The sequence below is a fragment of the Sphingobium sp. TomMM15 genome, assembly GCF_055397045.1.
This window is the reverse complement of the sequence record NZ_AP027315.1, coordinates 436,786-459,211: the sequence shown is the minus strand read 5'-3', so window position 1 is coordinate 459,211 and position 22,426 is coordinate 436,786. Positions and strand designations below refer to the sequence as shown.

Here is a 22,426-nt window from a genome sequence, read left to right as displayed (position 1 = left end):
GGCATGTCGGCTATCGGCGGGAAAAATCGCCAATTCAAGGCGATCCGCCCGTCTTGTGTTACGGGGCAGTGGCGGGTCGATGCGGTTCATGGCACGTCAGCGGTTTCGACCGATATAGTCGGCTACCGCATTAACGCTATGGCCGACCTTTTCCACCGCTTCCTCCAATTGGCGCCGAGATGTCTGAAAACGCTGAGACCAATATTGCACCTCCATATCCTCCTTCAGCGACACATGTTTCAGGTCGCGGGGAACGGGCGGGGATGTGCTCTCGACTTGAGGTTGCGGACCTATCGTGGACATGGCGATCTATTTTCCTAACGAGAGCTGCGGCTTTCGAACGCGCGGTGGTGTTCCGAAAGCCTGGCCTCGGTGCAGCTATTGGCGCTGGTGCTCTACTCTCTCTGGTAAGAGCGAGCGCGGCAGGATGATGTTCCAGTACCACTGGTAAAGTCCATAACCTGCATTATGCGGCAGGGATTCATCGCGGCTGAGGACAAGTCGGCGGCGGGGCTCCCCTTGGGTCAACAAAAGGAGCAGGCGCCCGATTTATGACGCAAGAAAAGGCGACGCTGCCGCTTCTAAGTATGTTTCCCCATACCTGCTATAGATGACGCGCCTTAACCTGATGCCTTTGTCGAGGAGGCTATGATGAAGAATATTCTTCTCCTGGTACATGATGATGAGGGTCAGGAAGCTCGACTGCAAGCGGCACTGGATTTGACCCGTGCCCTCGGCGGCCATCTTCAATGCATCGATGTCACGCCATTTCCGGTCATAGCCGGCGATCTTTATGCAGGTTTTGGCGAAACCGCTGTCATGCTTGATGAGCGCCAGAGCGAAGCCCGGAACAAGACAAAGATCAGCGCTCGCCTCGCCAAAGAGGATGTGAGTTGGGACTGGGTCGACATCACAGGGGAGATAGCAAGCTGCCTCCTGAAGGAAGCCGCGCTTGCGGACATCGTCGTCCTCAATCGGCAATTGGACAGTTATCCCCTTCCAGACATGCGGACGATCGTCGGCCAAGTCCTGATGCACGCCCGGGTCCCGGTGCTAGCCGTGCCACAGGAGGTCAATGGCTTCAGCATCAAACGGGCATTGCTCGCTTGGGATGGCCATCCTTCATGCATCGCAACGATGCGAGCCTGCACGCCTTTGCTTGCGCTGGCGGAGGAAGTCGAAGTGCTGACCATAAAGGACGGCTCGATTCAGGCTGAACCTAGTGACGCTGCCCGATATCTCTCGCGTCACAATGTGCACGCGAGCATTCGGGTTCTCAACGATCGCCTTCATCCTGCGGACGCGATAATCGAGGAAGAGGCCGAACAATGGAGGGCGGATTATATTATCATGGGCGCCTATGGCCGCGGAAGGATCATGGAAACATTCGGTGGCGTGACACGGCGTCTGCTTACCCGCAGTAAACGGCCTCTGATACTCGGCCACTGAGCTGGTGCCAGCGCTCCATCCTATGTTGCGCGTGGCGTGAAAGTCAGCCGATCGCGATCCAGGCGGCAAGGCTCGCCGCCGCCGCTGCAAGAGCGGCGAACAGCGGTATTGCGGCTCTCAAGCCGCCGTGGCCCCAACCGATGCCCACCGTCATGACGGCTTTGGCCAGAGTGTTGGCCAGAACCGCGCCGCCCAGTACGAAGCCAGCGGTTTGATCGTCGATCGCATGTTGGGGGAGCCCCGCCATCGTCATCACGGCTGCATCGACGTCCGATATGCCGGTGAGGGTGAGGACTACCGCCATGCCCTGCTGCCCAAAATGTTCCAATGCCCAACGCGCGGCGAGCGACAATCCCGCGACGAGGGCAGCCAGCAGGAGCGCGGGGGTAAAGCCCAGGGGATTGGCGACTGCGGCTCCGTTGCCGCCCTTGCCGTGGGCACGCCATGCGGTCAGGGCGAAGGCGACAGCTACAAGCGCTGCCGGAGCCATTGTCAGTGCCAGAGACGGCAGCGCGCGGGGAACGAGGACAAGCGCCACCAACTGCACCCTGACGAACATCACTATTGATGCGACCGCAATGCCTGCCGTCAGCAATCCTCGGCCATCGGGTTCGTCGCGGAGCCGCCTGGCATAATCGGCGGTGACGGCGGTGGACGACACGATGGCCCCGGTAAGCGCGACCAGCAAGACACCGCGATCGCGGCCGAAGCGCCTGGAGATAGCATAGCCGGCGAAGGAAAGTCCCATCACGAAGACGACCACCATCCAGATTTTCCGGGGGTTCCAGGCGTCGTAAGGGCCGTACGAGGCATCTGGCAGTAGCGGCAGGATGACGAGAGACACCAGCAGGAAGCGGGACACACCCTCAATCTCGCTCTCATCCATTCCCCGGAGCAAAGCGTGCATCGATTGCCGTGAGCTCAAGATCGCAAAGATCGCCGCACCTGTGGCCAGGCCCAGGGCAGGGGAGAGGCGCGTGGCGCAGAAACCCGCGCCGAAGGTCAGCAGGCCCGCCAGCGTTGTGGTTGCGGACAGATGATCCTGATCGGCGCTTCGGCTGTAGCCGACCGTCAGCACGGCCGCGACGCCCAGGCCCAGGGCAGCGGCGACCATGTCGGGGGCAAGGCCGCCGAGCCCCCCAAGCAACCCGATCAGCCCGAAGGTGCGAAAGCCCGCGACCCGTCGACCCTTGCCGAAGTTCCGCTGTGTCCAGCCGCGCTCCATCCCTACAAGCAGGCCCACTGCGATCGATGCGATCAGGGAAAGATAGGGGTGAGCGATATTGAACATGGGTTTAGCTAGCCTAAGCGCATCGGAGCAGATCGCGATAGGTATAAGTCGCAGTTAGACCGTCTTCATCTTCACCGGAATTTTGAGATAGCGAACGCCGTTGCTTTCCGCTTCGGGGAAACGACCTGCGCGGATATTGACCTGAATCGAAGGCAATAGCAGCCGAGGCACGGGCAGCGTCGCATCACGGGCTTCGCGCATGGCGACGAAACTGTCTTCATCCACGCCGTCATGGATATGGACGCTTGCGCGCCGCTCTTCGCCGACGGTCGTTTCCCAACGATAGTCATCGCGGCCGGGCGCCTTATAGTCATGACACAGAAACAGGCGAGTTTCATCGGGCAGGCTCAGCAGCCGCCGGATGGAACGGTAAAGAATGCGCGCGTCGCCACCGGGGAAATCCGCCCGCGCCGTGCCATAGTCAGGCATGAACAGTGTGTCGCCGACAAAGGCCGCGTCGCCGACCAGATAAGCGATGTCCGCAGGTGTATGCCCCGGAACATGCATGACGGTGAAGCGCAACGTGCCCACTGAAAACTGCTCGCCATCTCGAAACAACCGGTCGAAATCGGAACCATCGATCCGCATGTCGTTGAGTCCGAAGACGGGACGGAAGATTTTCTGCACGTCGCAAATATGCTCACCAATGCCGATCGGTGCGCCGGTCCTGCCCTTGATAAAGGGTGCTGCGGACAGATGATCGGCATGGGCGTGCGTTTCCAGCACCATAGTGATCCGCCAACCCTGCTTTTCAGCAAAGGCCAGCAGCCGCTCGGCTGAGCGCGTATCGACCTCACCGCTGGCAATGTCGAAATCCATCACCGGGTCGATGACTGCCGCCTCTCGGGTTTCGGGGTCAGCGACCAGATAGCTCACCGTATAGGTCGCCTCGTCGAAAAAGGCTTCGATCAGGGGCTTTGTGTCCATGTCATCCTCCATTGCTCCTTGACAATATATTACACTTATCTAAATTAGCAATATCTAATGGAGTGCATGATGATCCGTCCGTTGATGAACCTCGCCACCTTCGAAAAAAAGGCGGGCGAAGTCTCGAACCTGCTGAAAGCGATGGGCAACGCCCGGCGCCTGATGGTGCTGTGCAAGCTGGTCGAACATGGTGAAATGACCGTGGGCGACCTCGCGCAAGAGGTCGGTTTGTCGCAATCCGCCCTGTCGCAGCATCTCGCCAGGATGCGGGACGAGGGGCTGGTTGCTTTTCGACGGGAGAGCCAGACGCTCTGGTATCGCATCGCCGATGCGCGGACGGAACAGTTGCTCGCCAGTCTCTACACCATCTTCTGCAAGGAATGATCCGATGCCGATCACAACCATTACCCCGCACGACGCGGATAAAGCCGTGGCCAAGGGCGCCACGCTCGTCGATATCCGTGGACCTGACGAACATGCCCGCGAGCATATCCCGGGGGCGATCCATGTCCCGCTCGATCGTCTGGCGGAACTGCCACAGGTGGCCGGGCCAATCATCTTTCACTGCAAGTCAGGCATGCGAACGCAAGCCAATGAGGCAGCCTTGCAGGCGGCGGCGGGCTTCACGCCCTGCCATATACTTCAGGGCGGTCTGGACGGCTGGCGCGCGGCGGGATTGCCGACGCGCCTCGACCGGGCACAGCCGTTGGAGATCATGCGGCAGGTGCAACTGGTGGCCGGTGGCCTTGTGCTGCTGGGCGTCCTGCTCGGCTTCCTCGTCGCTCCTGCCTTTTTCGGCTTGTCGGCCTTTGTGGGCGCGGGGTTGATGATGGCGGGGGCGACCGGCTGGTGCGGCATGGCGAAGCTGTTGCTGGCGATGCCATGGAATCGCCGCTCTCTCGGCGCGTAGGCCGATCATGTCTCCGGCCATGATCGTTGCAGCTCTGGCTTCGGGCGGCCTGATCGGGACCGTGTTGGGTCTGGTCGGGGGCGGCGGCTCGATCCTTGCCGTGCCGCTGCTGGTCTACGTGGTGGGCGTAGGGTCTGCTCATGCCGCCATCGGGACGGCAGCGGTCGCTGTTGCCGCCAATGCGGCTTTCAGCCTGATCGGCCATGCCCGCGCCGGTACGGTGAAATGGCCATGCGCCCTCGTTTTCGCGGGAGCTGGCGTCACTGGCGCGGCGATTGGCGCGGAAATCGGCAAGGCTGTAGACGGCCAGCGATTGCTGATGCTGTTTGGCTTGCTGATGATCGGCGTGGGCCTTTCCATGCTACGGACGAAGCGCACCACCGACGCGCCCGATGTACGGCTGTCGCGAGCAACCGCTGGTCGATTGTTGCCACGCCTCGTTCCGATCGGCCTTGGAGTGGGATTGGCCGCTGGTTTTTTCGGGATCGGCGGCGGCTTCCTGATCGTGCCGGGGCTGATGATGGCGACTGCCATGCCACTCAAAAATGCAGTGGGAACGTCGCTCGTCGTCGTCACGGCGCTGGGTCTCACCACTGCGTCTTCCTATGCGCTGTCGGGCTTTGTCGATTGGTCCCTCGTGGGGGTATTGATCGCGGGCGGTGTCGGTGGAGCGGCTATAGGTATTGCCCTCGGCCGAAAGATGGCGGCGCGCAAAGGGCTGCTGGAGCGGCTGTTCGCCGTCACGGTCACCGCCGTGGGCGCATATGTCGCGCTGCGCGGCGTTTGAGTTTCCTGTCATCGCGGTCGAACGTCGGTTCTGCTGGTTCGGTCGTCCAGGATGACGACGGGGTGAACGGTTCAACTAAGTGGGGCAAGACCCATCTGCTCTGGCGTGATTGCGCTTGCGTCCGCACATGAGGAAGTGGCAGCCCATCTTCTCGTCCGACGGTAACGCGGGCTTGTGTCGGCCCGGAGGCTTCCAACCGAGAGGGGCTGGGCCGCAGAAATAGGGCGAACGCGCCGCAAAGTGGGGCACCTGTCCGGCCGAGAGGTTGACGAAGGCGAGGCTTGCCAGCGCCAGCGCACTAAACCGCATGGCTGAACCGCTTTTCCGCTGGTTGCAGATAGCTGTCGAATGCGGCGGCTATGCTGCGGGCGTAGGGGAGCGCGCCGGGGGTGAGTTGCACTCGGCCTTCGCTCAATCGTAATAGGCCAAGTCGCTCGAAGCGCGACAGGTCGGGCTGGGACAGGACAGTACCCACATGCGCTTCGCCCCGGCAGAGGATCGCCTCGATGATCCGGCCACGACGCCGGTCATCGCCCGTGCGCAGCGTGCCGCGAGTGGCGGAAAGCTCGCCGCGCTCTACGCGTTCGCGCCAAGGTCCGGCCTGCTTCTCATTCTGGACGATTAGGTCCGGGAATTGGCTGATCGCACTGGCGCCCAGGCCCAGGAGAATATCGGCGGGATCATCGGTAAAGCCCTGGAAGTTGCGGCGCAGCCGTCCGTCACGTGCTGCTATTGCCAGGCCGTCCTGCGGCAGGGCGAAATGGTCGAAGCCGATCGCCGCATAGCCAGCGGCGGTTAACATGCGATAGCCTTGTGCGGCCATGTCGAAGCGCGTGGCGAGATCGGGCAGATTGCTGCCGTCGATGCGGCGCTGACGAGGCAGTAGCTGCGGCATATGGGCATAGCCGAACAGGGCGACACGGGCGGGTTGCATCGCGATGCTTGCTTCCAAAGTCGCAGCAAGATCGTCAAGGCTTTGGCCGGGTAGGCCGTACATGAGGTCGAAACCGATCGCGATCCCGGCTGCGCGGAGTTGATCGACGGCTCGCTCCACCATGTCGAGCGGCTGAATGCGGCCGATGGCGGCCTGAACATGCGGGGTGAAGGTCTGTACGCCAAGGTTGACGCGGCTGACGCCCATGGCCGCCATGGTGGAAATCCAGGTGGCGTCGAGGCGGCGCGGGTCGAGTTCGACCGAGATTTCGGCGTGACGCGCATCGAAACAGAGCAGCAATTGCTGAAGCAGGCGGACGAAATCGACGAGCGGCAGTGAATTGGGACTACCGCCGCCGAAGGCGATCCGCGCGACGCGTCCGCGTCCGCGCAAGCGCCTCGCGATGGAAGCCATCTCTCGTTCCAGCGCCTCGACATAAGCGGTCAACCGCTGGGCGCGATTGGCCGCTCCTGTATTGCAGCCGCAATACCAGCATATGTCGTGGCAATAGGGGATATGGACATAGAGGGAGAGGGGGGCGTCCGTTTCCACTTCGTCCAGCCTAGCTGCAAGGTCATCCGCGTCTACATCGGCGGTGAACTGCGCGGCGGTGGGATAGCTGGTGTAGCGCGGCACCGGCTGGGCCAGCAGGTCAGGAAAGTAGGTCCACATGGCTGAACCGAATCGCATGGGACAGCGCGCACAGCATTGAGCCAGGTCAAATTGCCGCTTGCGCCGGATCAATGCCGGGCGTGCGGCGCCGGGGCAAAGCCAAGTCACCGACAACAGGGACGGAGACTTTGGAAATGCACATCAAGACTATCTTATTTGGAGCAGCGGCTGGTTGCGCCGCCATGTCCGCACCCGCGCAGGCCGCGCAGGGCGATGTGCTGGTGCGGCTGCGCGCCATCATGGTTGCGCCCAATGAACGAAGCGGGAGCGTGCTGCCCGCCTTTCCGGGCGAAAAGGTGAAAGTCGATAACAGCGTGATGCCGGAGATCGACGTGACTTATATGGCAACCGACCATGTGGGCTTTGAGCTGATTGCCGCGACGACCAAGCACAGCGCCAGCGGACGCACCGGAACGACCGGGGCGATCGGCCGTCTGGCATCCACCTGGGTGCTGCCGCCGACGCTGACGGCGCAATATCATTTCCTGCCGGAAGCCAAGATCCGGCCCTATGTCGGGGCGGGGGTAAATTATACGCTGTTCTACAATGAAAAGGCGTCGAACGGGCTGGAGGGCGCGGTGGGCGCGACCAGAGTGCATATGTCGGACAGCTTCGGCTGGGCGGCGCAGGCCGGAATTGATGTCGATTTGACGGACAGCATCTTCCTGAACCTGGATGTCAAATATATCGATATCGATACCACGGCCCGGCTCTCGACCACGGCGGCAGGCGTGCAGAAGGTTCGCGTGCATCTCGATCCGCTGGTCTTTGGCGTGGGTGTGGGCGTAAAGTTCTGAACCCTATGCCGCGGCGAGCGCCTTCACCACGAAGGGCAGGCGCTCGCCATCCGGCTCGGTCAGCGTCAGATAGCTGCCGGGCTGAATCGCATGCGCGTCCAGGCGGAAGAGTCGCTCGTCATCCTCCTCACCCGGCTCATAGGATAGCGCCCAGCCGTTGGAAGTCCGTAGCAGCCAGCCATGCCGGTCGGGTTCATTCGGCCAGAAGCGCCGGACGGTGGCGAGTTCGGGTTTATGCCGATATTCCTGCTCGTCGATCAGCCCGTCCTGGCCCAGCGGCAGGCGCATGACATAGCTGCGAGCTGCCGATCCGTTCGGAAAAGCAGGTGTGCGTGCGAGTTCGAGGCGTATCGTTGTCCATGTCATACCACCCAGATCGGGTTTTCGGGGGACAAAGACTATAAGGACTATCCCGGATGGCGGCGGAGGCCGTCAGATCCTAGCCAGCAAGGACAAGTTACGGTTCCTCGGCAGGAGATGTGAGATGAAATCGATACTGCTTCATATCCATGACGATCGAGGCGCGGAAAGCCGCCTGCAAGCAGCGTGCGACATCGCGCGCGCGACGGGGGCGCACATTCGTTGCGTTCAGGTGACGCAAATGCCCGACATGGTGGCCGCAGACATGTATGGCGGCGCGGCGCTGGCGCCTTCCATCATCAACGAGCTGCGTGAAATCGACGAGCGAATCAAGGCGCGCACCGAGGAAAGGCTTCGCGCGGAAGGTGTGAGTTGGGATTGGCGGCAACTCGATGGCGATATCCTTCATGGCCTACTGGCCGCCTCGACATTGACCGATGTCATCGTCGTGACCCTGCCTGAAGGGCCGCGCAGGGTACTCACCGATCCACCGCCGATCGCCGCCGAACTGGCGCTGTCAGGGCCGGTGCCGGTGATGGCCGTCCCGCAATCGGCGAAATCGCTGACGGTAACGGGACGGGCGCTAGTCGCCTGGGATGGATCCCAGGAAGCATCGGCGGCACTGCGGGGCGCGGTGCCGCTGCTGAAGCTCGCGCAGGATGTGCACATCGTGACTGTGGAGGAAGCGAGCAAAAATACCTTCCCCGCGACTGATGCCCCAGAATATCTTGCCCGCCATGGAATCAAAGCGGAAGTCCATAGCTGGCCACGGGACGGCCGAGCTGTGGAGGATGCCCTGATGGCTGCCGTCGAAGCGCTGAAGCCCGACTGGATGGTGATGGGCGCCTATGGTCACAGCCGGTTGCGCCAGTTCGTGTTCGGCGGCGTGACCCGAACGATGCTGCGCGACGGACGCGTGCCTGTCTTGCTGGCGCACTGAAGACAGGGCATTGTAACCCGATGGCGGTGGCGGACGACGATGACACGGAAGGCTTGAGCGAGCGCGAGCATAGCCTGGAACAGGCGCTGCTGGGGTCGATCCTCGCGACGGTGCCCGACGCGCTGATCGTCATCGACATGGCCGGGCGGATCGTGTCGTTCAGCGCGGCGGCGCAGCGCATGTTCCAATATGCCGAAACGGACGTACTGGGCGAAAATATCTCCATGTTGATGCCGTCGCCGGATCGGGAACGGCATGACGGCTATATCGACCATTATCTCAGTACCGGCGAAAAACGGATCATCGGCATCGGCCGCCTGACCAGCGCGCGACGGCGGGATGGATCGACCTTTCCGATCGAATTGTCGGTGGGGGAGGTGCATGACCGGGGGCAGCGGCTGTTCACCGGCTTCATCCGCGACCTTACCGAACGGCAGCAGGCCGAGCGGCGCGTCGCCGACCTTCAGGCGGAACTGTCGCATGCCAGCCGGGTGACGGCTATGGGGACGCTGGCGTCCGCGCTGGCGCATGAGTTGAACCAACCGTTGACGGCGATCGCCAACTATCTGGAGGCGGGGCGCGACCTGCTGGACGCCGATGGGCCGGTGGATCGCGAGATGCTGCGCGAGGCGATGGACGAAAGCGCACGCCAGGCGCTGCGCGCGGGCGAGATCATCCGGTCGCTGCGCGAGTTCATCAAGCGCGGCGAGACGATGCGCCAGCCTGAATCGCTGCGCGAGTTGCTGGCCGAAGGGGCGGCGCTCGCTTTTATCGGCATGGACAGTCGGGGCATCGACATGGACATCAGCGTCGATCGGCGCGTGAATAATGTGCTGGTCAACCGCGTGCAGTTGCAGCAGGTGATCATCAACCTCATCAAGAATGCGGTGGAGGCGATGGCGAGCAGCCCCGCACGCATCCTGCGCCTGTCCGCCGTCCCGGCCGAGGATGGGCGGGTGGAGGTGATCGTCGCGGACAGCGGAATGGGTCTGGACCCCGACATGTCACGCACGCTCTTCAACCCTTTCACCACCACCAAGCCGTCCGGCATGGGCGTTGGCCTGTCGATCAGCCAGACCATTGTTGAAGGACAGGGCGGGCGCATCTGGGCGCAGCCGTCACAATGGGGCGGCACGGCCTTTCACTTCACCCTGGACAGCGCGGACTGAAAGCATGAGCGAACCTTTCCCCATCTATGTCGTCGATGATGACGAGGCGATCCGCCGGTCGCTGTCCTTCCTGCTAAAGACCAGCGGCTATGCGGTGCGGCTGTTCGAGGGCGGCACGGCGTTTCTGAAGGAAGCGGCGGGACTGGAACCGGGATGCGTGCTGCTGGACGTGCGCATGCCCGACATTGACGGGCTGGAGGTGCAGCGGGAATTGCGCGCGCGCGGCATCATGCTGCCGGTGGTGATCATGACGGGTCATGGCGACATCGATATGGCCGTCGCGGCGATGAAGGCGGGCGCGAGCGACTTCATTGAAAAGCCGTTCGAGAAGGCGGCGCTGCTGGGATGCGTCGAGGCAGCGCGGCTGCTGTCGGCGGCCGATCGTGGGGCCGGAGCGCGGGCGGAGGATGCAAGGGCGCGGCTGAATGTTCTGACCGATCGGGAGCGCGATGTGCTTGACGGGTTGGTCGAAGGACTGCCCAACAAGACGATTGCCTTCGACCTGGGGATCAGCCCGCGAACGGTGGAGATTCATCGCGCCAACCTGATGCAAAAGCTGGAGGTGAAGAGCCTGGCCGAAGCGCTGCGGATCGCGTTCCATGCGGGGGTGGAGTGAAGCGAAGTTCAGGGATCGTCACCCCGGGCTTGACCCGGGGTCCCGCTACCTTCAGGCGAGCAGGTCGAACATATCCTCCCAGTTCGGATTGCCTCGCTCGATAAGCGCGAATTTCCACTGACGTTGCCAGCGCTTCAGGCGCTTCTCATGCTCTATGCATGCCGAGATGTCATCGCTCCGTTCGGCCCAGACCAGTCGGTACAAGCGATAGCGAGCGCAGAAATCGGACCCGGTGCCGGTTTTATGCTGGTGGATGTGGGCGGAAAGGTCTGACGTCACGCCCACATACATCGTTCCGCGATATCGATCGCTCATGATGTAAACCCAACCGCCTTTTCGTGCGCGCTCCATGGTTTTGGCATTGAAGAAGCGGGACCCCGGGTCAAGCCCGGGGTGACGGAGGAGGGGATCGCTAGGGAGATTTACGGATAGGTCTGAAACCCGCATGGCGGCATGCAGCGGGCATGGATATGCAATTTGATCTGGCGCAAAAGGCGCCCGGCGGTGCCGAAATGGCGGCGGTGATGACCCCGGCTGCCGGAGGCTGCGGTGCAGGATATTGCGATCGGTGCGAGGTGCGCGATCAGGCGATCTGCGCCGATCTGGACCCGCAGGAGCGCGCGGCGCTCAACCGGATCGGGCGACGGGTGACGTTGCAGGCCGGGCAGACTGTAATGTGGGAGGGCGATGACAGCATGGTCGTTGCCAATGTGATTGAAGGCACTCTGAAGCTGGCCACATCGACCGGCGACGGGCGCGAACAGATTGTCGGCGTGGTCTATGCATCGGATTTCATCGGCCGACCCTTCGGCGCGCGCACGCCGCATAGCGTAACGGCGCTGACCGATGCGCGACTTTGCCTCTACCCACGCGGCGCTTTTGACGGCTTTGCGCGCCAGCATTCGGAGCTTGAGCATCGGCTGCTCCAAAGGACGCTGGACGACCTTGATCGGACGCGAGCCTGGATGCTCCTGCTGGGGCGAAAGAATGCGCGAGAGAAGGTCGCGTCCTTCCTTCTGGACATGAGCAGGCGGCTGCGCGCGGACCCGGACGGCGTGATTGACCTACCTCTGTCGCGCCAGCAGATCGCGGACATATTGGGGCTAACCATAGAAACCGTCTCGCGTCAGATCAGCGACATGAAGCGGTTGGGCGTGATCGCGCTGGCCGGGCGGCGCGGCGTGCGGATTTCCGATGCCGACCGGCTGGAGGCCATGGCCGAGGGCGAGTGATAGCGGGTTTCTGGTGTTCCGAGACTTCCCCTCCCGTAAACGGGAGGGGTTAGGGGTGGGCGCGAGCGAAGCGAGCTTCTCGGCTGGCCTTTGAAAATCAGCATGGATGTTGCGCTGGCCCACCCCCCAGCCCCCTCCCGCCTGCGGGAGGGGGAGTTTAGCATTCCTCCCACCCTCCCGCCTGCGGGAGGGGGAGTATCAGCGACAATCTGCCTAAGGATATTCCCCTACATACCCGCCGCGCCGCCTTTGCCAGAGGTCAGAGCATAGGGGCGGCGACCGGACGAGGGGCGCTGCAAAGACCTTTCGCGGGGAAATCCGATGGATCGTTTGTTATTGAAATCGGGCGGCTGGTTCGCGCTTGCTATGCTGACCTTGTTGGCGGCGTTGATGGCGGTGGACAGCGGCTTTGCCGTCCATATGGCCATCGCTTGCGCGGCGGCGCTGCTGATGGTTGTGGTGACGATTGGTGGCGCAGATTATGCGGGTATCGCCCGCGGACTGCTGAAAATGCCCGCCGATCAGGGGAAATATGATGACGATCCGATCCGCTGGGGCGTGATCGCGACGGTCTTCTGGGGATTGGCGGGGTTTCTGGCGGGGCTGTACATCGCCTTGCAGCTTGCCTTTCCGGCGCTGAACCTTGGCATCGAATATACGAGTTTCGGGCGATTGCGGCCGCTGCATACTTCGGCGGTGATCTTTGCATTCGGCGGCAACGCGCTGATCGCGACGAGTTTCTATGTCGTGCAGCGGACCTGTCGCGCGCGGCTGGCCTTTCCCTCGCTCGCGCGGTTCGTATTCTGGGGATACCAGCTGTTCATCGTGCTAGCCGCGACCGGCTATGTCATGGGCATTACCGAGGCGCGCGAATATGCCGAGCCCGAATGGTATGTCGACATCTGGCTGACCATCGTCTGGGTCGCCTATCTGGTCGTCTTTGGCGGCACGATCCTGCGCCGCAGCGAGCCGCATATCTATGTTGCGAACTGGTTTTACCTAAGTTTCATCCTGACGATCGCGATGCTGCACATCGTCAACAACCTGTCGGTGCCAGTCAGCTTTCTCGGTTCCAAGAGCTACAGCGCTTTCGCAGGCGTGCAGGATGCGCTGACGCAATGGTGGTATGGGCATAACGCCGTCGGTTTCTTCCTGACTGCCGGCTTTCTGGCCATGATGTATTATTTCGTGCCCAAGCAGGCGGAGCGGCCGGTCTATAGTTATCGGTTGTCGATCATCCACTTCTGGTCGTTGATCTTCCTCTATATCTGGGCGGGTCCGCACCACCTTCACTATACGGCGCTGCCCGACTGGGCGCAGACTTTGGGCATGGTCTTTTCGGTCATGCTGTGGATGCCGAGCTGGGGCGGGATGATCAACGGCCTTATGACGCTGAACGGCGCATGGGACCGCATCCGCACCGATCCGATCATCCGCATGATGGTGATGGCGCTGGCCTTTTACGGCATGAGCACCTTTGAAGGGCCGATGATGTCGGTGAAGGCGGTCAACAGCCTGTCCCATTATACTGAATGGACGATCGGCCATGTGCATAGCGGCGCGCTCGGGTGGAACGGACTCATCACCTTTGCCTGCCTCTATTATCTGACGCCACGCCTGTGGAAGCGGGAGAGGCTCTACTCTCTGCGGCTGGTGAACTGGCACTTCTGGCTCGCGACGCTGGGTATCGTTCTTTACGCTGCGTCGATGTGGGTCGCGGGCATCATGCAGGGGCTGATGTGGCGCGAATATGGGAGTGACGGCTACCTCGTCTATGCCTTCTCCGAAGTCGTGAGTGCCATGTTCCCCATGTATGTGATCCGCGCGGCTGGCGGCCTCATGTACCTCGCCGGAGCGATCATCATGGCCTGGAATATCGGCAAGACCATCGCGGGAAGCCCGCTGCGTGCGGAAAAGCCGATGAGTGATGCGGCCTATGATCCGGCGGCGGATCGGCCGCTTGTCGCCCAGCCTGCTTAAGGGACGCCAAGACATGACAAGCAAGACCAAAGCCAAGTTCTGGGACCATGGCAAGCTGGAGCGCAACGTCTCCCTGCTGGGCATCGCGTCGCTCATCGTGGTCGCTATCGGCGGGATCGTGGAGATCGCGCCCCTCTTCTGGATCGACAACACGATCGAGAAGGTGGATGGCATGCGGCCCTATACCCCCCTGGAGCTGGCGGGCCGGAATATCTACATCCGCGAGGGCTGCTATAACTGCCATAGCCAAATGATCCGGCCGTTCCGCGACGAGACGGAACGCTACGGCCATTACAGTCTGGCCGCCGAGAGCATGTATGACCACCCCTTCCAATGGGGATCGAAGCGCACTGGACCCGATCTGGCGCGCGTGGGCGGCAGATATTCCGATGAATGGCATGTCCAGCATCTGAACGATCCGCGCGCCGTGGTGCCGGAGTCGATCATGCCGGGCTATGCCTTCCTCGCCGAGCGGGAATTGAAGCCTGCGGACATGCGCAAGGATCTGACCGCGCTGACCGATGTCGGCGTGCCCTACAGCAAGGATGACATCGCCAAGGCCAATGACGACCTGAAGGCGCAGGCCGATCCCGATGCGGACGCCAAAGACCTGATCAAACGCTATCCCAAGGCGCAGGCGCGCGACTTCGATGGCGATCCGGGCAAGGTGACGGAGATGGATGCGCTGGTCGCCTATCTCCAGATGCTGGGCACGCTGGTCGATGTGGAAAGCGCCAAGCCGCAGGAGGTCGAACGATGAGCTACGACGCCTTGCGGCATTTCGCCGACAGCTGGGGGCTGGTCTTCATGGGACTGACCTATGCCGTCCTGATCGGCTGGCATTTCCGGCCCAAAGGGCGCGAGCGAAGCGCAACGGCCGCACGCGCCATTTTCGAGACTGAGCATGCGGAGGCCGATCATGGCTGATGACAAGCGGATCGACGCCGCCACCGGCACAGAGATCAAGCATCATGAATGGGACGGCATTCAGGAACTGGATACGCCGCTGCCGCGCTGGTGGCTGTGGACCTTCTACGCGACGATTCTATTCGCGATCGGTTATGTGATCGCCTATCCCGCCCTGCCGATGATCAGCCGGGCGACAGAGGGCGTGCTGGGCTGGTCCAGCCGGGGGGCGCTCGACAAGGAACTGGCGGCGCGGGAAGCGCAGATCGCGCCGGTGCGGCAGGCGATCGCCGATACCTCCATCGAAATACTGCCGACGCGGCCGCAATTGATGCAGGCTGCGGTCGAGGGCGGACGGGCGGCGTTCCGTGTCCATTGCGTGCAGTGCCATGGATCGGGCGCGGCGGGGTCGAAGGGCTATCCCAACCTGAATGATGACGACTGGTTGTGGGGTGGAAATCTGCCTGCGATCGAAAAGACCATCACCGATGGCGTGCGCAATCCCGATCATGCAGCAACCCGTCAGTCGCTCATGCCTGCTTTCGGTAAGGATCAGTTGCTCACCGCTGCGCAGGTCGACGATGTGGTGGCGCATGTGCGGGTGATTAGCGGGCAAGACCGCCCCAGCCCGGCGTCGCAGCGGGGGGGCAGGGTCTTTACCGACAATTGCGCTGTCTGCCACGGACCGGCGGGCAAGGGGAACCGGGACGTCGGTGCGCCGAACCTGAGCGATGCGATCTGGCTCTATGGCGGCGATGCCGAGACCATCCATGAGACCGTCTGGAACAGCCGCCATGGCGTGATGCCGCGCTGGGACGACAAGCTGGACAAGGCGACGATCCGCATGCTGGCCGCCTATGTGCACAGTCTCGGCGGGGGTGAGGCTGTGCCGGTGAAGTTTGCGGCTAAGGTGCCGGGCGATGCCGCGCAATAGCAGCCGCCCCTTCTTCGTCACCCCGGACTTGATCCGGGGTCCCGCTGCCCTTTGGAACGGGCGTGGGGAAGAAGCGGAATTCCGGGTCGAGCCCGGGATGACGGGGAGTGTAGTTGTTCCGGGGAGGCGGGCATGCTGATGTCGGACTCCCCCTCGCTCTACGAGAAGCGCAAGGGCGTCTATCCCAAGGCGGTGGACGGCTTCTATCGCCGCCTGAAATGGGCGATTATGGCGGTGACGCTGGGCATTTATTGGGCGACGCCCTGGCTGCGGTGGGACCGGGGGCCTTATGCGCCGGATCAGGCGGTCCTCGTCGATCTGGCGCATCGTCGCTTCTACATGTTCTCAATCGAAATCTGGCCGCACGAATTTTACTATGTCGCCGGGCTGCTCGTCATGGCGGGAGTTGGCCTGTTCCTCGTTACCTCCGCCGTGGGCCGGGCGTGGTGCGGCTATGCCTGTCCGCAGACGGTGTGGACGGACCTGTACCAGCATGTCGAACGCTTCATCGACGGGGATCGCAACGCGCAGCTGAAGCTAGCCAAGGCCCCCTGGAGCGTCGGCAAGCTGGCGCGACGGCTGGGGAAGTGGAGCCTGTGGCTGGCGATCGCCTTCATCACGGGAGGCGCATGGATTTTCTACTTCGCCGACGCGCCCACACTTCAACAGCAGTTCTGGAGCGGCACCGCAGCGCCGGTCGCCTATGGAACGGTAGCGGTGCTGACCGCCACGACCTTCATCCTGGGCGGATTCATGCGCGAACAGGTATGCATCTATATGTGCCCCTGGCCGCGCATCCAGACCGCGATGCTCGACGAGAAGTCGCTCGTCGTCACCTATAAGGATTGGCGCGGCGAAAAGCGTGGGAGCCTAAAAAAGGCGGAGGCGCATCCGGGAGAGTTTGGCGACTGCATCGATTGCAACCAGTGCGTCGCGGTCTGCCCCACCGGCATCGATATTCGGGAAGGGCCGCAGATCGGCTGCATCACCTGCGCGCTGTGCATCGACGCCTGCGACAAGGTGATGGAACAGATCGGACGGCCTCGCGGGCTGATCGATTATTGCACGCAGGACGATGCGGAAGCGGAGAAGAAGGGTGCGGCGCCAAAACCAGTGCTGAAGACATTGCTGCGCCCGCGGACCATCGCCTATTTCGGCGTGTGGGCGAGCATTGGTGCGGCGATGCTGTTCACGCTGGGTGCGCGGACGCGGCTCGACATCAGTGCGCAGCAGGATCGCAATCCGATCTTCGTGCGCCTGTCGGACGGCGCGATCCGCAACGCTTATACGGTGAAGCTGCGCAATATGGAGGCGCGCCCGCGCGACGTGGAGGTGCGCGTTACGGGTCTGCCCGGCGCAAAGATCTGGACCGACGCCGGATCGCGGGAAAAGGCGAGTGATGCGGTGCGCGCAACGGTCGCTGCCGACAGCGTGACCAAGCTGCGCTTGTTCCTGACGATGCCCTCCGCAGGTCCGGTGCGGCAGGATTTCCGTTTCACCGTGCGCGCCCTGGACCGCGAAGGCGGCGGCGAAAGCGAAGACGCTCGTTTCGAAAGGCCCTGAACATGAAACATGTCCGTCCATTCACCGGCTGGCACATGACCGCGATACTCGTCGCGGGTTTTGCCGTCGTCATCGCCGTGAACACGCTGATGGCGACGATCGCCGTGCGATCCTTCGGCGGGACAGTGGTGGAGAATAGCTATGTCGCCAGCCAGAAGTTCAACGGCTGGCTGGCGCAGGCGCGGGCGCAGGAAAAGCTGGGCTGGCGCGACCGGGTGACGCTGGACCCCGCGCGCCATGTGCGGATGGAGCTGAACGTGCGGGGTGCGCAGATGAGCGCGGTGGCGCAACATCCGCTTGGGCGCGCGCCGGATATCATGTTGCGTCTGCATGAGGCCGCGCCGGGACTTTATGTGAGCGATCGCGCCTTGCCCGGTGGCCGGTGGCAGCTGCGCTTCGACATTCGCCATGGCGGCGGAGAAGAACATTTGCTGCGGGAGATCGACTGATGGCCAGCCAGCCTGTTCTCAACGAGGAAGCTTCGGCTGAAGCAAAGGAAAGCCTGTTCGCGGTGCCGGGCATTCATTGTGCGGGGTGCATCTCGAAGATCGAGAATGGCTTGCCGCTGACGCCCGGCATCCACTCCGCGCGGGTCAATATGAGCGCCAAGCGGGTCGCGATCAGCCATGATCCTGCACTGACCCCGCCGGAAATGAAGGCGGCGATCGTCGCGCTCGGGTTCGACGCGGAGCCGCTCGCTGATCCGGGTCAGGATGTCGCGGCGGCAGAGAGCAAGGCGCTGGTGCGCGCGCTTGCCGTGGCGGGCTTCGCGGCGATGAACATCATGCTGCTGTCGGTGTCGATCTGGTCAGGCGCGGAAGGGGCCACGCGGACGATGTTCCACTGGCTATCGGCGCTGATCGCTTTGCCGACCGTCGCTTATGCCGGCCAGCCTTTCTTCCGTTCCGCCTGGGCTGCGTTGCGGCAGGGGCGGACGAACATGGACGTGCCGATCAGCATCGGCGTGCTGCTGACGACCGCCATGAGCCTTTTCGAAACCATCAGCGGCGGCAAACATGCCTGGTTCGATGGCGCGGTGATGCTGCTGTTCTTCCTGCTGGCGGGGCGTTGCCTCGACAGCATGATGCGGGGGCGGGCTCGGGCTGGCGTGGCGGCTTTGCTGAAGCAGACGGCGCCTGGCGCGCTGGTGCTGGCCGAAGGCGGCCGCAGCCAGTGGACAGCGGCCAGTGCGCTGCGTCCCGGCATGCGCATGATCGTCGCGGCGGGCGAAAGGCTGGCCGCCGACGGCCGGGTCGTGGAAGGAGAAAGCGGCATCGACATCGCCTTCCTGACCGGCGAAAGCGCGCCGGTTCGCGTCCGCGCTGGCGACATTGTGCAGGCCGGGGCGATGAATGTCGAAGGACCGATCACGGTCGAGGTGACGGCGGCCGGAGCCGATACGGTGATCGCCGACATTGCCCGGCTGATGGAGGAAGCGGGGCAGGGGAAGTCCCGCTATGTCCAGATCGCCGACCGTGCCGCGCGCTATTATGCGCCCTGTGTCCATCTGCTCGCCGCGCTGTCTTTCGCAGGGTGGATGATTGCGGGTGCCGGCGCGCATCAAGCGCTGTTGATCGCGGTGGCGGTGCTGCTGATCACCTGTCCCTGCGCGCTCGGCCTTGCGGTCCCGGCGGCGCAGATCGTTGCATGCGGCGCGTTGATGCGGCGCGGCGTGCTGGTGAAGGACGGGTCGGCGCTGGAGCGGCTGTCGGAAGTGAGCGAGGCGCTGTTCGACAAGACGGGCACGCTGACGCTGGGCCGTCCGGTGCCGCAGGCGCTTGACCGGCTGGAGTGTGAGGATCAGTCGATCCTGCTGGCGCTGGCAAGGGGCTCTCGTCATCCGTTGAGCGACGCGCTGCGGCAGGCGCTGGAGGCCCGCCAAGTCGCTCCGGCGTCCCTCGACCGTATCCGCGAAGTTCCGGGAGAGGGCATCTTCGCCGATCATGCTGGTGTGGCGGTGGCGCTGGCCCGGCCACGCAGCGTCGTCAGCCTGTTCGGCCTTGCGAGCGAATATCGGTTCGGGGAGCGGTCGGCGCTGCTGCATTTTTCCGACGCCCTGCGCCCGGATGCGGCGGAAACGCTGAGCGAGATGCGCTCGATGGACCTCAAGACGCTGATCGCCAGCGGGGATCGTCCCGAAGCTCTGGAAGGGATCGCGCGTGCGACCGGCACGACGGCGATCGGCCATCTGCGCCCGGCGGATAAGCTGGCGCTGATCGGACGGTTACAGGCGCGCGGCGAGAAGGTGTTGATGGTGGGCGACGGACTGAATGACGGCCCGGCGCTCGCGGCGGGTCATGCCAGCATCGCCCCCGCCTCTGCCAGCGACGCGAGCCAGTTGACGGCCGACGCCGTGTTCCTGGGCGACAGGCTGGCGCCCGTGGCAGTGACGGTTCGCGCGGCGCGCCGGACGATCGCCGTGGTGAAGCAGAATTTTGCGCTGGCCATCGGCTATAATGTGATGGCCGTGCCCCTGGCCGTTGCGGGCAAGGTGACGCCGCTTGTCGCGGCGATCGCCATGTCCACATCTTCGCTGATTGTGATCGCCAACGCCCTCCGCCTGAAGGGAGCCGCGAAATGACCGGCCTTGGATTGTTGATCCCGATCGCCCTGTTCCTCGGCCTGCTGGGCCTTGCCGCCTTTTTCTGGGCGCTGCGCAATGGGCAGTTCGATGACAGCGAAGGCGCAGCGGCGCGGATATTGATTGACGAAGATTGACCGCGGGGTGCTTTGGTGCCTTGTCGACCTTTGGCCAAACCGTGGCTTCAAAGTCTGCGTTCCGTCACCCCGGGCTTGACCCGGGGTCCCGCTACTTTTGAAAATATCACAAAGAGAGCGGGATCCCGGATCAAGTCCGGGATGACGACCCCTGAACATGGCGGGTGCGACAAAGGGACCTGGTCCGAATGGATCAGGCCCCTCTTGCTGCCTTCTGTTGAAGCTCAGGAAATGACCATCGCTTCCGGATCAGGATTGCGTGTCCAGTTCCAGTACTCGGCGAGTTTGAACGGGCAGGACACATAGTTGCGGCCCTTGCTGTTCAGATAATAGCTTTTGGCCTTGGGGTGGGTCCAGACCATCTGCTTCATTTGCTCATCGACCTTCTCGTTCCAGTCGAGATAGGCCTGCTCCGTCGGCTCGATCGCCTTGCCGCCAGCGGCCACGATCCTGTCGAGCGCTTCGACGATATAGTGGATCTGCGCTTCCAGAACCATGTTGACGCCCGCCGCATGGTTGGGCGCGCTGTTCGGCCCAAGCGTCATGAAGAAGTTGGGATAGGCGGGAGCCATCACGCCCAGATAGGCGCGCGCCTCGTCCTTGCCCCATGCCGCCGCCAGATCGCAGCCGCCCCGGCCATAAACCTTGAGCGGGCCGAGCGCGGGGGCCAGTTCAAAGCCGGTGGCGAGCGCGATCACATCGACTTCGTAGCGCTGGCCGCTCTTGGTGACGATCGCATTTTCCTCGACATGATCGATGGGGTCGGTTTCCAGCGTGACATTGGGCTTCAGCAAAGTGTCGAGCCAGCCGCCGTCGGCGTCCAGAACGATGCGCTTGCCAAAGATCGGATAGTCGGGAACGACCTTTTCAATGAGGTCGGGACGGCCCGCCAGCTTGCGATGGATATATTGCAGCGCATAGCTGCGCGCGCCGTCATTCTGAGCAGAGATCGAGACGTCCTGGTTGGGCCAGTTCGGGTCCCTCTTCACATTGCCATAGAGACCGTCGCCGGTGAACCAGTAAACGCGAAAGCGGAACCATTCCTTGTAATGGGGAATGTTGCGCAGCGCGAAGCGGATATTGTCATTCACCGGGGCGGTGATTTCCGGGTTATTGAGCACCCAATGTTTGGAGCGCTGAAAGATGACGAGGCTGGAGACCTTGTCAGCGATTGCGGGCGCGAGCTGGGCGGCGCTGGCGCCCGTGCCGATCACCGCCACGCGCTTTCCGGTAAGGTCCATGTCCGGGTCCCATCCGGCGGTGTGCATCTTGGTGCCCTTGAAGCTGTCCAGGCCGGGGATATTGGGGAAGGACCAGCGGTTCAGAACGCCATGGGCGAGCAGGACCGCATTGACCACTTCCACCCGTTCCGCGCCGGTCTTCACATCCTGCAAGGTGACTTGCCAGTTGCTGTCCGCATCGCTCCAGCGGGTGGCGAGCACCTTCGTCCCGAACTGGACATGATCGCGGATGCCATATTTGTCGGCTACGCCGGTCAGATAGCTGTGAATCTCCGGCCCCTTCGGATGGTAGCTGCTCCAATCGGGGTTCAGTTCGAAGGAATAGGAGTAGAAGTGGCTGGGCGTATCGACGCCGACGCCGGGATAGCGGTTTTCCAGCCATGTGCCGCCAAGGTCAGAGTTCTTCTCGATGATCGTGTAGTCATAGCCGGCCTCGCCGAGCTTGATGCCTGCGGCGATGCCCGTCATGCCGCCGCCGATCACCAGCACGCGGAAGCCGGCGGGCGGATGGATGCGGCCGGGCATGTCCTTGCGCGGCACCGGGCGTTCAAAGCCCATCTGGTCGTAAAGCACCGGCATGATCGTGGGATCGACATCTTCGCCGACGCTGACGCCCATCATCCGGCGTAGCAGTTCAGGATCGATCGGGCGTTCCACCGGCGGCGTCGGGTTGGTCAACAGCGTGAAGAGGCGATCCCGCAGATCCTGCGCCATTTCGTCCGGCACGTTCGACGGCGCTTCTGCCGTGTAGATGCCGGTCAGGTAGGGCGCGAAACTGTCCAGATATTCGCGGTCCTGCGCATAGGTCGTGTAAACCATCAGCAGGCTAGGCAGGTTGGCGTCCTGCAGCGCCCAGCGAAGTCCATCGCGGTCGGCGATGGGCAGGGGGCATGTGGTCGCCGGATGTGGCTGGCTATGCGCGTTCATCTTCGCTCCTCTCTTGGTGCGCGGCGGCAGAAATGCCGGTTCGCTCAAGATGTGAGTATATACTTACTTTGCG

General features: G+C 62.9%; 24 protein-coding genes. 17 read left to right on the top strand and 7 right to left on the bottom strand.

Translation table 11 applies throughout. The features are described from left to right. Positions 1 to 96 precede the first annotated feature (96 nt). Entirely contained in the window at positions 97 to 303 is a 207-nt protein-coding gene (locus tag ACZ51H_RS14855; RefSeq protein WP_449469633.1) for a DUF3606 domain-containing protein, read from the bottom strand. A 348-nt stretch (positions 304 to 651) separates the two neighbouring features. Here ACZ51H_RS14855 and ACZ51H_RS14850 point away from each other — a divergent pair, with 348 nt between their 5' ends. Then, entirely contained in the window at positions 652 to 1,449 is a 798-nt protein-coding gene (locus ACZ51H_RS14850) for a universal stress protein (RefSeq protein WP_460988536.1), read from the top strand. 43 nt (positions 1,450 to 1,492) lie between these two features. Here ACZ51H_RS14850 and ACZ51H_RS14845 read toward each other — a convergent pair whose 3' ends face one another. Continuing rightward, on the bottom strand, positions 1,493 to 2,740 hold the full coding sequence (locus ACZ51H_RS14845; RefSeq protein ID WP_464803457.1) for an MgtC/SapB family protein: 1,248 nt from the start codon (positions 2,738 to 2,740) through the stop codon (positions 1,493 to 1,495). A 54-nt stretch (positions 2,741 to 2,794) separates the two neighbouring features. After that, positions 2,795 to 3,667 (bottom strand): MBL fold metallo-hydrolase, encoded by an 873-nt coding sequence (locus ACZ51H_RS14840; protein WP_464803456.1) that lies wholly within the window; start codon positions 3,665 to 3,667, stop codon positions 2,795 to 2,797. Between the two features lie 66 nt (positions 3,668 to 3,733). Between ACZ51H_RS14840 and ACZ51H_RS14835 the strand changes: the two genes are divergently transcribed. Genes ACZ51H_RS14835 through ACZ51H_RS14825 form a run of 3 tightly spaced genes read left to right on the top strand, consistent with a single transcriptional unit; the run spans position 3,734 to position 5,364 of the window. Continuing rightward, on the top strand, positions 3,734 to 4,051 hold the full coding sequence (locus tag ACZ51H_RS14835; RefSeq protein WP_464780638.1) for an ArsR/SmtB family transcription factor: 318 nt from the start codon (positions 3,734 to 3,736) through the stop codon (positions 4,049 to 4,051). A gap of 4 nt (positions 4,052 to 4,055) precedes the next feature. Further along, positions 4,056 to 4,577 carry a rhodanese-like domain-containing protein gene (locus ACZ51H_RS14830; RefSeq protein ID WP_464803455.1) on the top strand — a complete coding sequence of 174 codons (522 nt, stop codon included), beginning with the start codon at positions 4,056 to 4,058 and terminating at the stop codon, positions 4,575 to 4,577. A 7-nt stretch (positions 4,578 to 4,584) separates the two neighbouring features. Further along, entirely contained in the window at positions 4,585 to 5,364 is a 780-nt protein-coding gene (locus tag ACZ51H_RS14825) for a sulfite exporter TauE/SafE family protein (RefSeq protein ID WP_464803454.1), read from the top strand. Positions 5,365 to 5,662: 298 nt separating this feature from the next. Here the strand turns inward: ACZ51H_RS14825 and hemN are convergent, their stop codons facing one another. Then, positions 5,663 to 6,970, bottom strand: a complete 1,308-nt coding sequence (gene hemN, locus ACZ51H_RS14820; protein WP_464803453.1) for an oxygen-independent coproporphyrinogen III oxidase — start codon at positions 6,968 to 6,970, stop codon at positions 5,663 to 5,665. A gap of 134 nt (positions 6,971 to 7,104) precedes the next feature. On the opposite strand from hemN, the gene ACZ51H_RS14815 reads away from it, so the two are divergent. Then, positions 7,105 to 7,767, top strand: coding sequence for an OmpW/AlkL family protein (locus tag ACZ51H_RS14815; protein WP_464803452.1), 663 nt, complete (start codon positions 7,105 to 7,107; stop codon positions 7,765 to 7,767). A 3-nt stretch (positions 7,768 to 7,770) separates the two neighbouring features. Here ACZ51H_RS14815 and ACZ51H_RS14810 read toward each other — a convergent pair whose 3' ends face one another. Next, positions 7,771 to 8,133, bottom strand: a complete 363-nt coding sequence (locus tag ACZ51H_RS14810) for a hypothetical protein (RefSeq protein WP_449469617.1) — start codon at positions 8,131 to 8,133, stop codon at positions 7,771 to 7,773. Between the two features lie 118 nt (positions 8,134 to 8,251). On the opposite strand from ACZ51H_RS14810, the gene ACZ51H_RS14805 reads away from it, so the two are divergent. From ACZ51H_RS14805 to fixJ, 3 genes are read left to right on the top strand one after another with little or no spacing between them, the layout of a single operon-like run. Continuing rightward, positions 8,252 to 9,067: a universal stress protein gene (locus ACZ51H_RS14805; RefSeq protein ID WP_464803451.1), complete on the top strand. Its 816-nt coding sequence runs from the start codon at positions 8,252 to 8,254 to the stop codon at positions 9,065 to 9,067. A 20-nt stretch (positions 9,068 to 9,087) separates the two neighbouring features. Continuing rightward, positions 9,088 to 10,236: a sensor histidine kinase gene (locus ACZ51H_RS14800; RefSeq protein ID WP_460988545.1), complete on the top strand. Its 1,149-nt coding sequence runs from the start codon at positions 9,088 to 9,090 to the stop codon at positions 10,234 to 10,236. Positions 10,237 to 10,240: 4 nt separating this feature from the next. After that, positions 10,241 to 10,852: a response regulator FixJ gene (gene fixJ / locus ACZ51H_RS14795; protein WP_464795610.1), complete on the top strand. Its 612-nt coding sequence runs from the start codon at positions 10,241 to 10,243 to the stop codon at positions 10,850 to 10,852. Between the two features lie 51 nt (positions 10,853 to 10,903). Here fixJ and ACZ51H_RS14790 read toward each other — a convergent pair whose 3' ends face one another. Continuing rightward, the gene (locus tag ACZ51H_RS14790) at positions 10,904 to 11,203 is read right to left on the bottom strand and encodes a GIY-YIG nuclease family protein (protein ID WP_464803450.1); all 300 of its coding nucleotides are present in this window, start codon (positions 11,201 to 11,203) and stop codon (positions 10,904 to 10,906) included. 113 nt (positions 11,204 to 11,316) lie between these two features. Here ACZ51H_RS14790 and ACZ51H_RS14785 point away from each other — a divergent pair, with 113 nt between their 5' ends. From ACZ51H_RS14785 to ccoS, 9 genes are all read left to right on the top strand, one after another. Beyond that, on the top strand, positions 11,317 to 12,084 hold the full coding sequence (locus ACZ51H_RS14785) for a Crp/Fnr family transcriptional regulator (RefSeq protein ID WP_464795609.1): 768 nt from the start codon (positions 11,317 to 11,319) through the stop codon (positions 12,082 to 12,084). 321 nt (positions 12,085 to 12,405) lie between these two features. Next, positions 12,406 to 14,064: a cytochrome-c oxidase, cbb3-type subunit I gene (ccoN, locus tag ACZ51H_RS14780; RefSeq protein ID WP_464803449.1), complete on the top strand. Its 1,659-nt coding sequence runs from the start codon at positions 12,406 to 12,408 to the stop codon at positions 14,062 to 14,064. A 13-nt stretch (positions 14,065 to 14,077) separates the two neighbouring features. After that, the gene (ccoO, locus tag ACZ51H_RS14775; protein WP_464803448.1) at positions 14,078 to 14,824 is read left to right on the top strand and encodes a cytochrome-c oxidase, cbb3-type subunit II; all 747 of its coding nucleotides are present in this window, start codon (positions 14,078 to 14,080) and stop codon (positions 14,822 to 14,824) included. After that, positions 14,821 to 14,991, top strand: a complete 171-nt coding sequence (locus ACZ51H_RS14770) for a cbb3-type cytochrome c oxidase subunit 3 (protein ID WP_464803447.1) — start codon at positions 14,821 to 14,823, stop codon at positions 14,989 to 14,991. Before ccoO ends, ACZ51H_RS14770 begins: the two co-directional genes overlap by 4 nt. Next, positions 14,984 to 15,904, top strand: coding sequence for a cytochrome-c oxidase, cbb3-type subunit III (gene ccoP / locus ACZ51H_RS14765; RefSeq protein WP_464803446.1), 921 nt, complete (start codon positions 14,984 to 14,986; stop codon positions 15,902 to 15,904). Before ACZ51H_RS14770 ends, ccoP begins: the two co-directional genes overlap by 8 nt. Before the next feature lie 132 nt (positions 15,905 to 16,036). Next, on the top strand, positions 16,037 to 17,467 hold the full coding sequence (ccoG, locus tag ACZ51H_RS14760) for a cytochrome c oxidase accessory protein CcoG (protein ID WP_464803445.1): 1,431 nt from the start codon (positions 16,037 to 16,039) through the stop codon (positions 17,465 to 17,467). Between the two features lie 2 nt (positions 17,468 to 17,469). Continuing rightward, on the top strand, positions 17,470 to 17,916 hold the full coding sequence (locus ACZ51H_RS14755) for a FixH family protein (RefSeq protein ID WP_464803444.1): 447 nt from the start codon (positions 17,470 to 17,472) through the stop codon (positions 17,914 to 17,916). Then, complete coding sequence (locus tag ACZ51H_RS14750; RefSeq protein WP_464803443.1) at positions 17,916 to 20,048, top strand: heavy metal translocating P-type ATPase; 2,133 nt, start codon at positions 17,916 to 17,918, stop codon at positions 20,046 to 20,048. Before ACZ51H_RS14755 ends, ACZ51H_RS14750 begins: the two co-directional genes overlap by 1 nt. Then, positions 20,045 to 20,185 carry a cbb3-type cytochrome oxidase assembly protein CcoS gene (gene ccoS, locus ACZ51H_RS14745; RefSeq protein WP_196226890.1) on the top strand — a complete coding sequence of 47 codons (141 nt, stop codon included), beginning with the start codon at positions 20,045 to 20,047 and terminating at the stop codon, positions 20,183 to 20,185. Before ACZ51H_RS14750 ends, ccoS begins: the two co-directional genes overlap by 4 nt. A 224-nt stretch (positions 20,186 to 20,409) precedes the next feature. Here ccoS and ACZ51H_RS14740 read toward each other — a convergent pair whose 3' ends face one another. Further along, the gene (locus tag ACZ51H_RS14740) at positions 20,410 to 22,353 is read right to left on the bottom strand and encodes a flavin-containing monooxygenase (RefSeq protein ID WP_464803442.1); all 1,944 of its coding nucleotides are present in this window, start codon (positions 22,351 to 22,353) and stop codon (positions 20,410 to 20,412) included. Positions 22,354 to 22,426: the final 73 nt, after the last annotated feature.

Coding starts and splice junctions, on each gene's coding strand:
- ACZ51H_RS14855 (WP_449469633.1), bottom strand. CDS start 303: ATGTCCACGATAGGTCCGCAACCTCAAGTCGAGAGCACATCCCCGCCC.
- ACZ51H_RS14850 (WP_460988536.1), top strand. CDS start 652: ATGAAGAATATTCTTCTCCTGGTACATGATGATGAGGGTCAGGAAGCT.
- ACZ51H_RS14845 (WP_464803457.1), bottom strand. CDS start 2,740: ATGTTCAATATCGCTCACCCCTATCTTTCCCTGATCGCATCGATCGCA.
- ACZ51H_RS14840 (WP_464803456.1), bottom strand. CDS start 3,667: ATGGACACAAAGCCCCTGATCGAAGCCTTTTTCGACGAGGCGACCTAT.
- ACZ51H_RS14835 (WP_464780638.1), top strand. CDS start 3,734: ATGATGATCCGTCCGTTGATGAACCTCGCCACCTTCGAAAAAAAGGCG.
- ACZ51H_RS14830 (WP_464803455.1), top strand. CDS start 4,056: ATGCCGATCACAACCATTACCCCGCACGACGCGGATAAAGCCGTGGCC.
- ACZ51H_RS14825 (WP_464803454.1), top strand. CDS start 4,585: ATGTCTCCGGCCATGATCGTTGCAGCTCTGGCTTCGGGCGGCCTGATC.
- hemN (WP_464803453.1), bottom strand. CDS start 6,970: ATGTGGACCTACTTTCCTGACCTGCTGGCCCAGCCGGTGCCGCGCTAC.
- ACZ51H_RS14815 (WP_464803452.1), top strand. CDS start 7,105: ATGCACATCAAGACTATCTTATTTGGAGCAGCGGCTGGTTGCGCCGCC.
- ACZ51H_RS14810 (WP_449469617.1), bottom strand. CDS start 8,133: ATGACATGGACAACGATACGCCTCGAACTCGCACGCACACCTGCTTTT.
- ACZ51H_RS14805 (WP_464803451.1), top strand. CDS start 8,252: ATGAAATCGATACTGCTTCATATCCATGACGATCGAGGCGCGGAAAGC.
- ACZ51H_RS14800 (WP_460988545.1), top strand. CDS start 9,088: ATGGCGGTGGCGGACGACGATGACACGGAAGGCTTGAGCGAGCGCGAG.
- fixJ (WP_464795610.1), top strand. CDS start 10,241: ATGAGCGAACCTTTCCCCATCTATGTCGTCGATGATGACGAGGCGATC.
- ACZ51H_RS14790 (WP_464803450.1), bottom strand. CDS start 11,203: ATGGAGCGCGCACGAAAAGGCGGTTGGGTTTACATCATGAGCGATCGA.
- ACZ51H_RS14785 (WP_464795609.1), top strand. CDS start 11,317: ATGGATATGCAATTTGATCTGGCGCAAAAGGCGCCCGGCGGTGCCGAA.
- ccoN (WP_464803449.1), top strand. CDS start 12,406: ATGGATCGTTTGTTATTGAAATCGGGCGGCTGGTTCGCGCTTGCTATG.
- ccoO (WP_464803448.1), top strand. CDS start 14,078: ATGACAAGCAAGACCAAAGCCAAGTTCTGGGACCATGGCAAGCTGGAG.
- ACZ51H_RS14770 (WP_464803447.1), top strand. CDS start 14,821: ATGAGCTACGACGCCTTGCGGCATTTCGCCGACAGCTGGGGGCTGGTC.
- ccoP (WP_464803446.1), top strand. CDS start 14,984: ATGGCTGATGACAAGCGGATCGACGCCGCCACCGGCACAGAGATCAAG.
- ccoG (WP_464803445.1), top strand. CDS start 16,037: ATGCTGATGTCGGACTCCCCCTCGCTCTACGAGAAGCGCAAGGGCGTC.
- ACZ51H_RS14755 (WP_464803444.1), top strand. CDS start 17,470: ATGAAACATGTCCGTCCATTCACCGGCTGGCACATGACCGCGATACTC.
- ACZ51H_RS14750 (WP_464803443.1), top strand. CDS start 17,916: ATGGCCAGCCAGCCTGTTCTCAACGAGGAAGCTTCGGCTGAAGCAAAG.
- ccoS (WP_196226890.1), top strand. CDS start 20,045: ATGACCGGCCTTGGATTGTTGATCCCGATCGCCCTGTTCCTCGGCCTG.
- ACZ51H_RS14740 (WP_464803442.1), bottom strand. CDS start 22,353: ATGAACGCGCATAGCCAGCCACATCCGGCGACCACATGCCCCCTGCCC.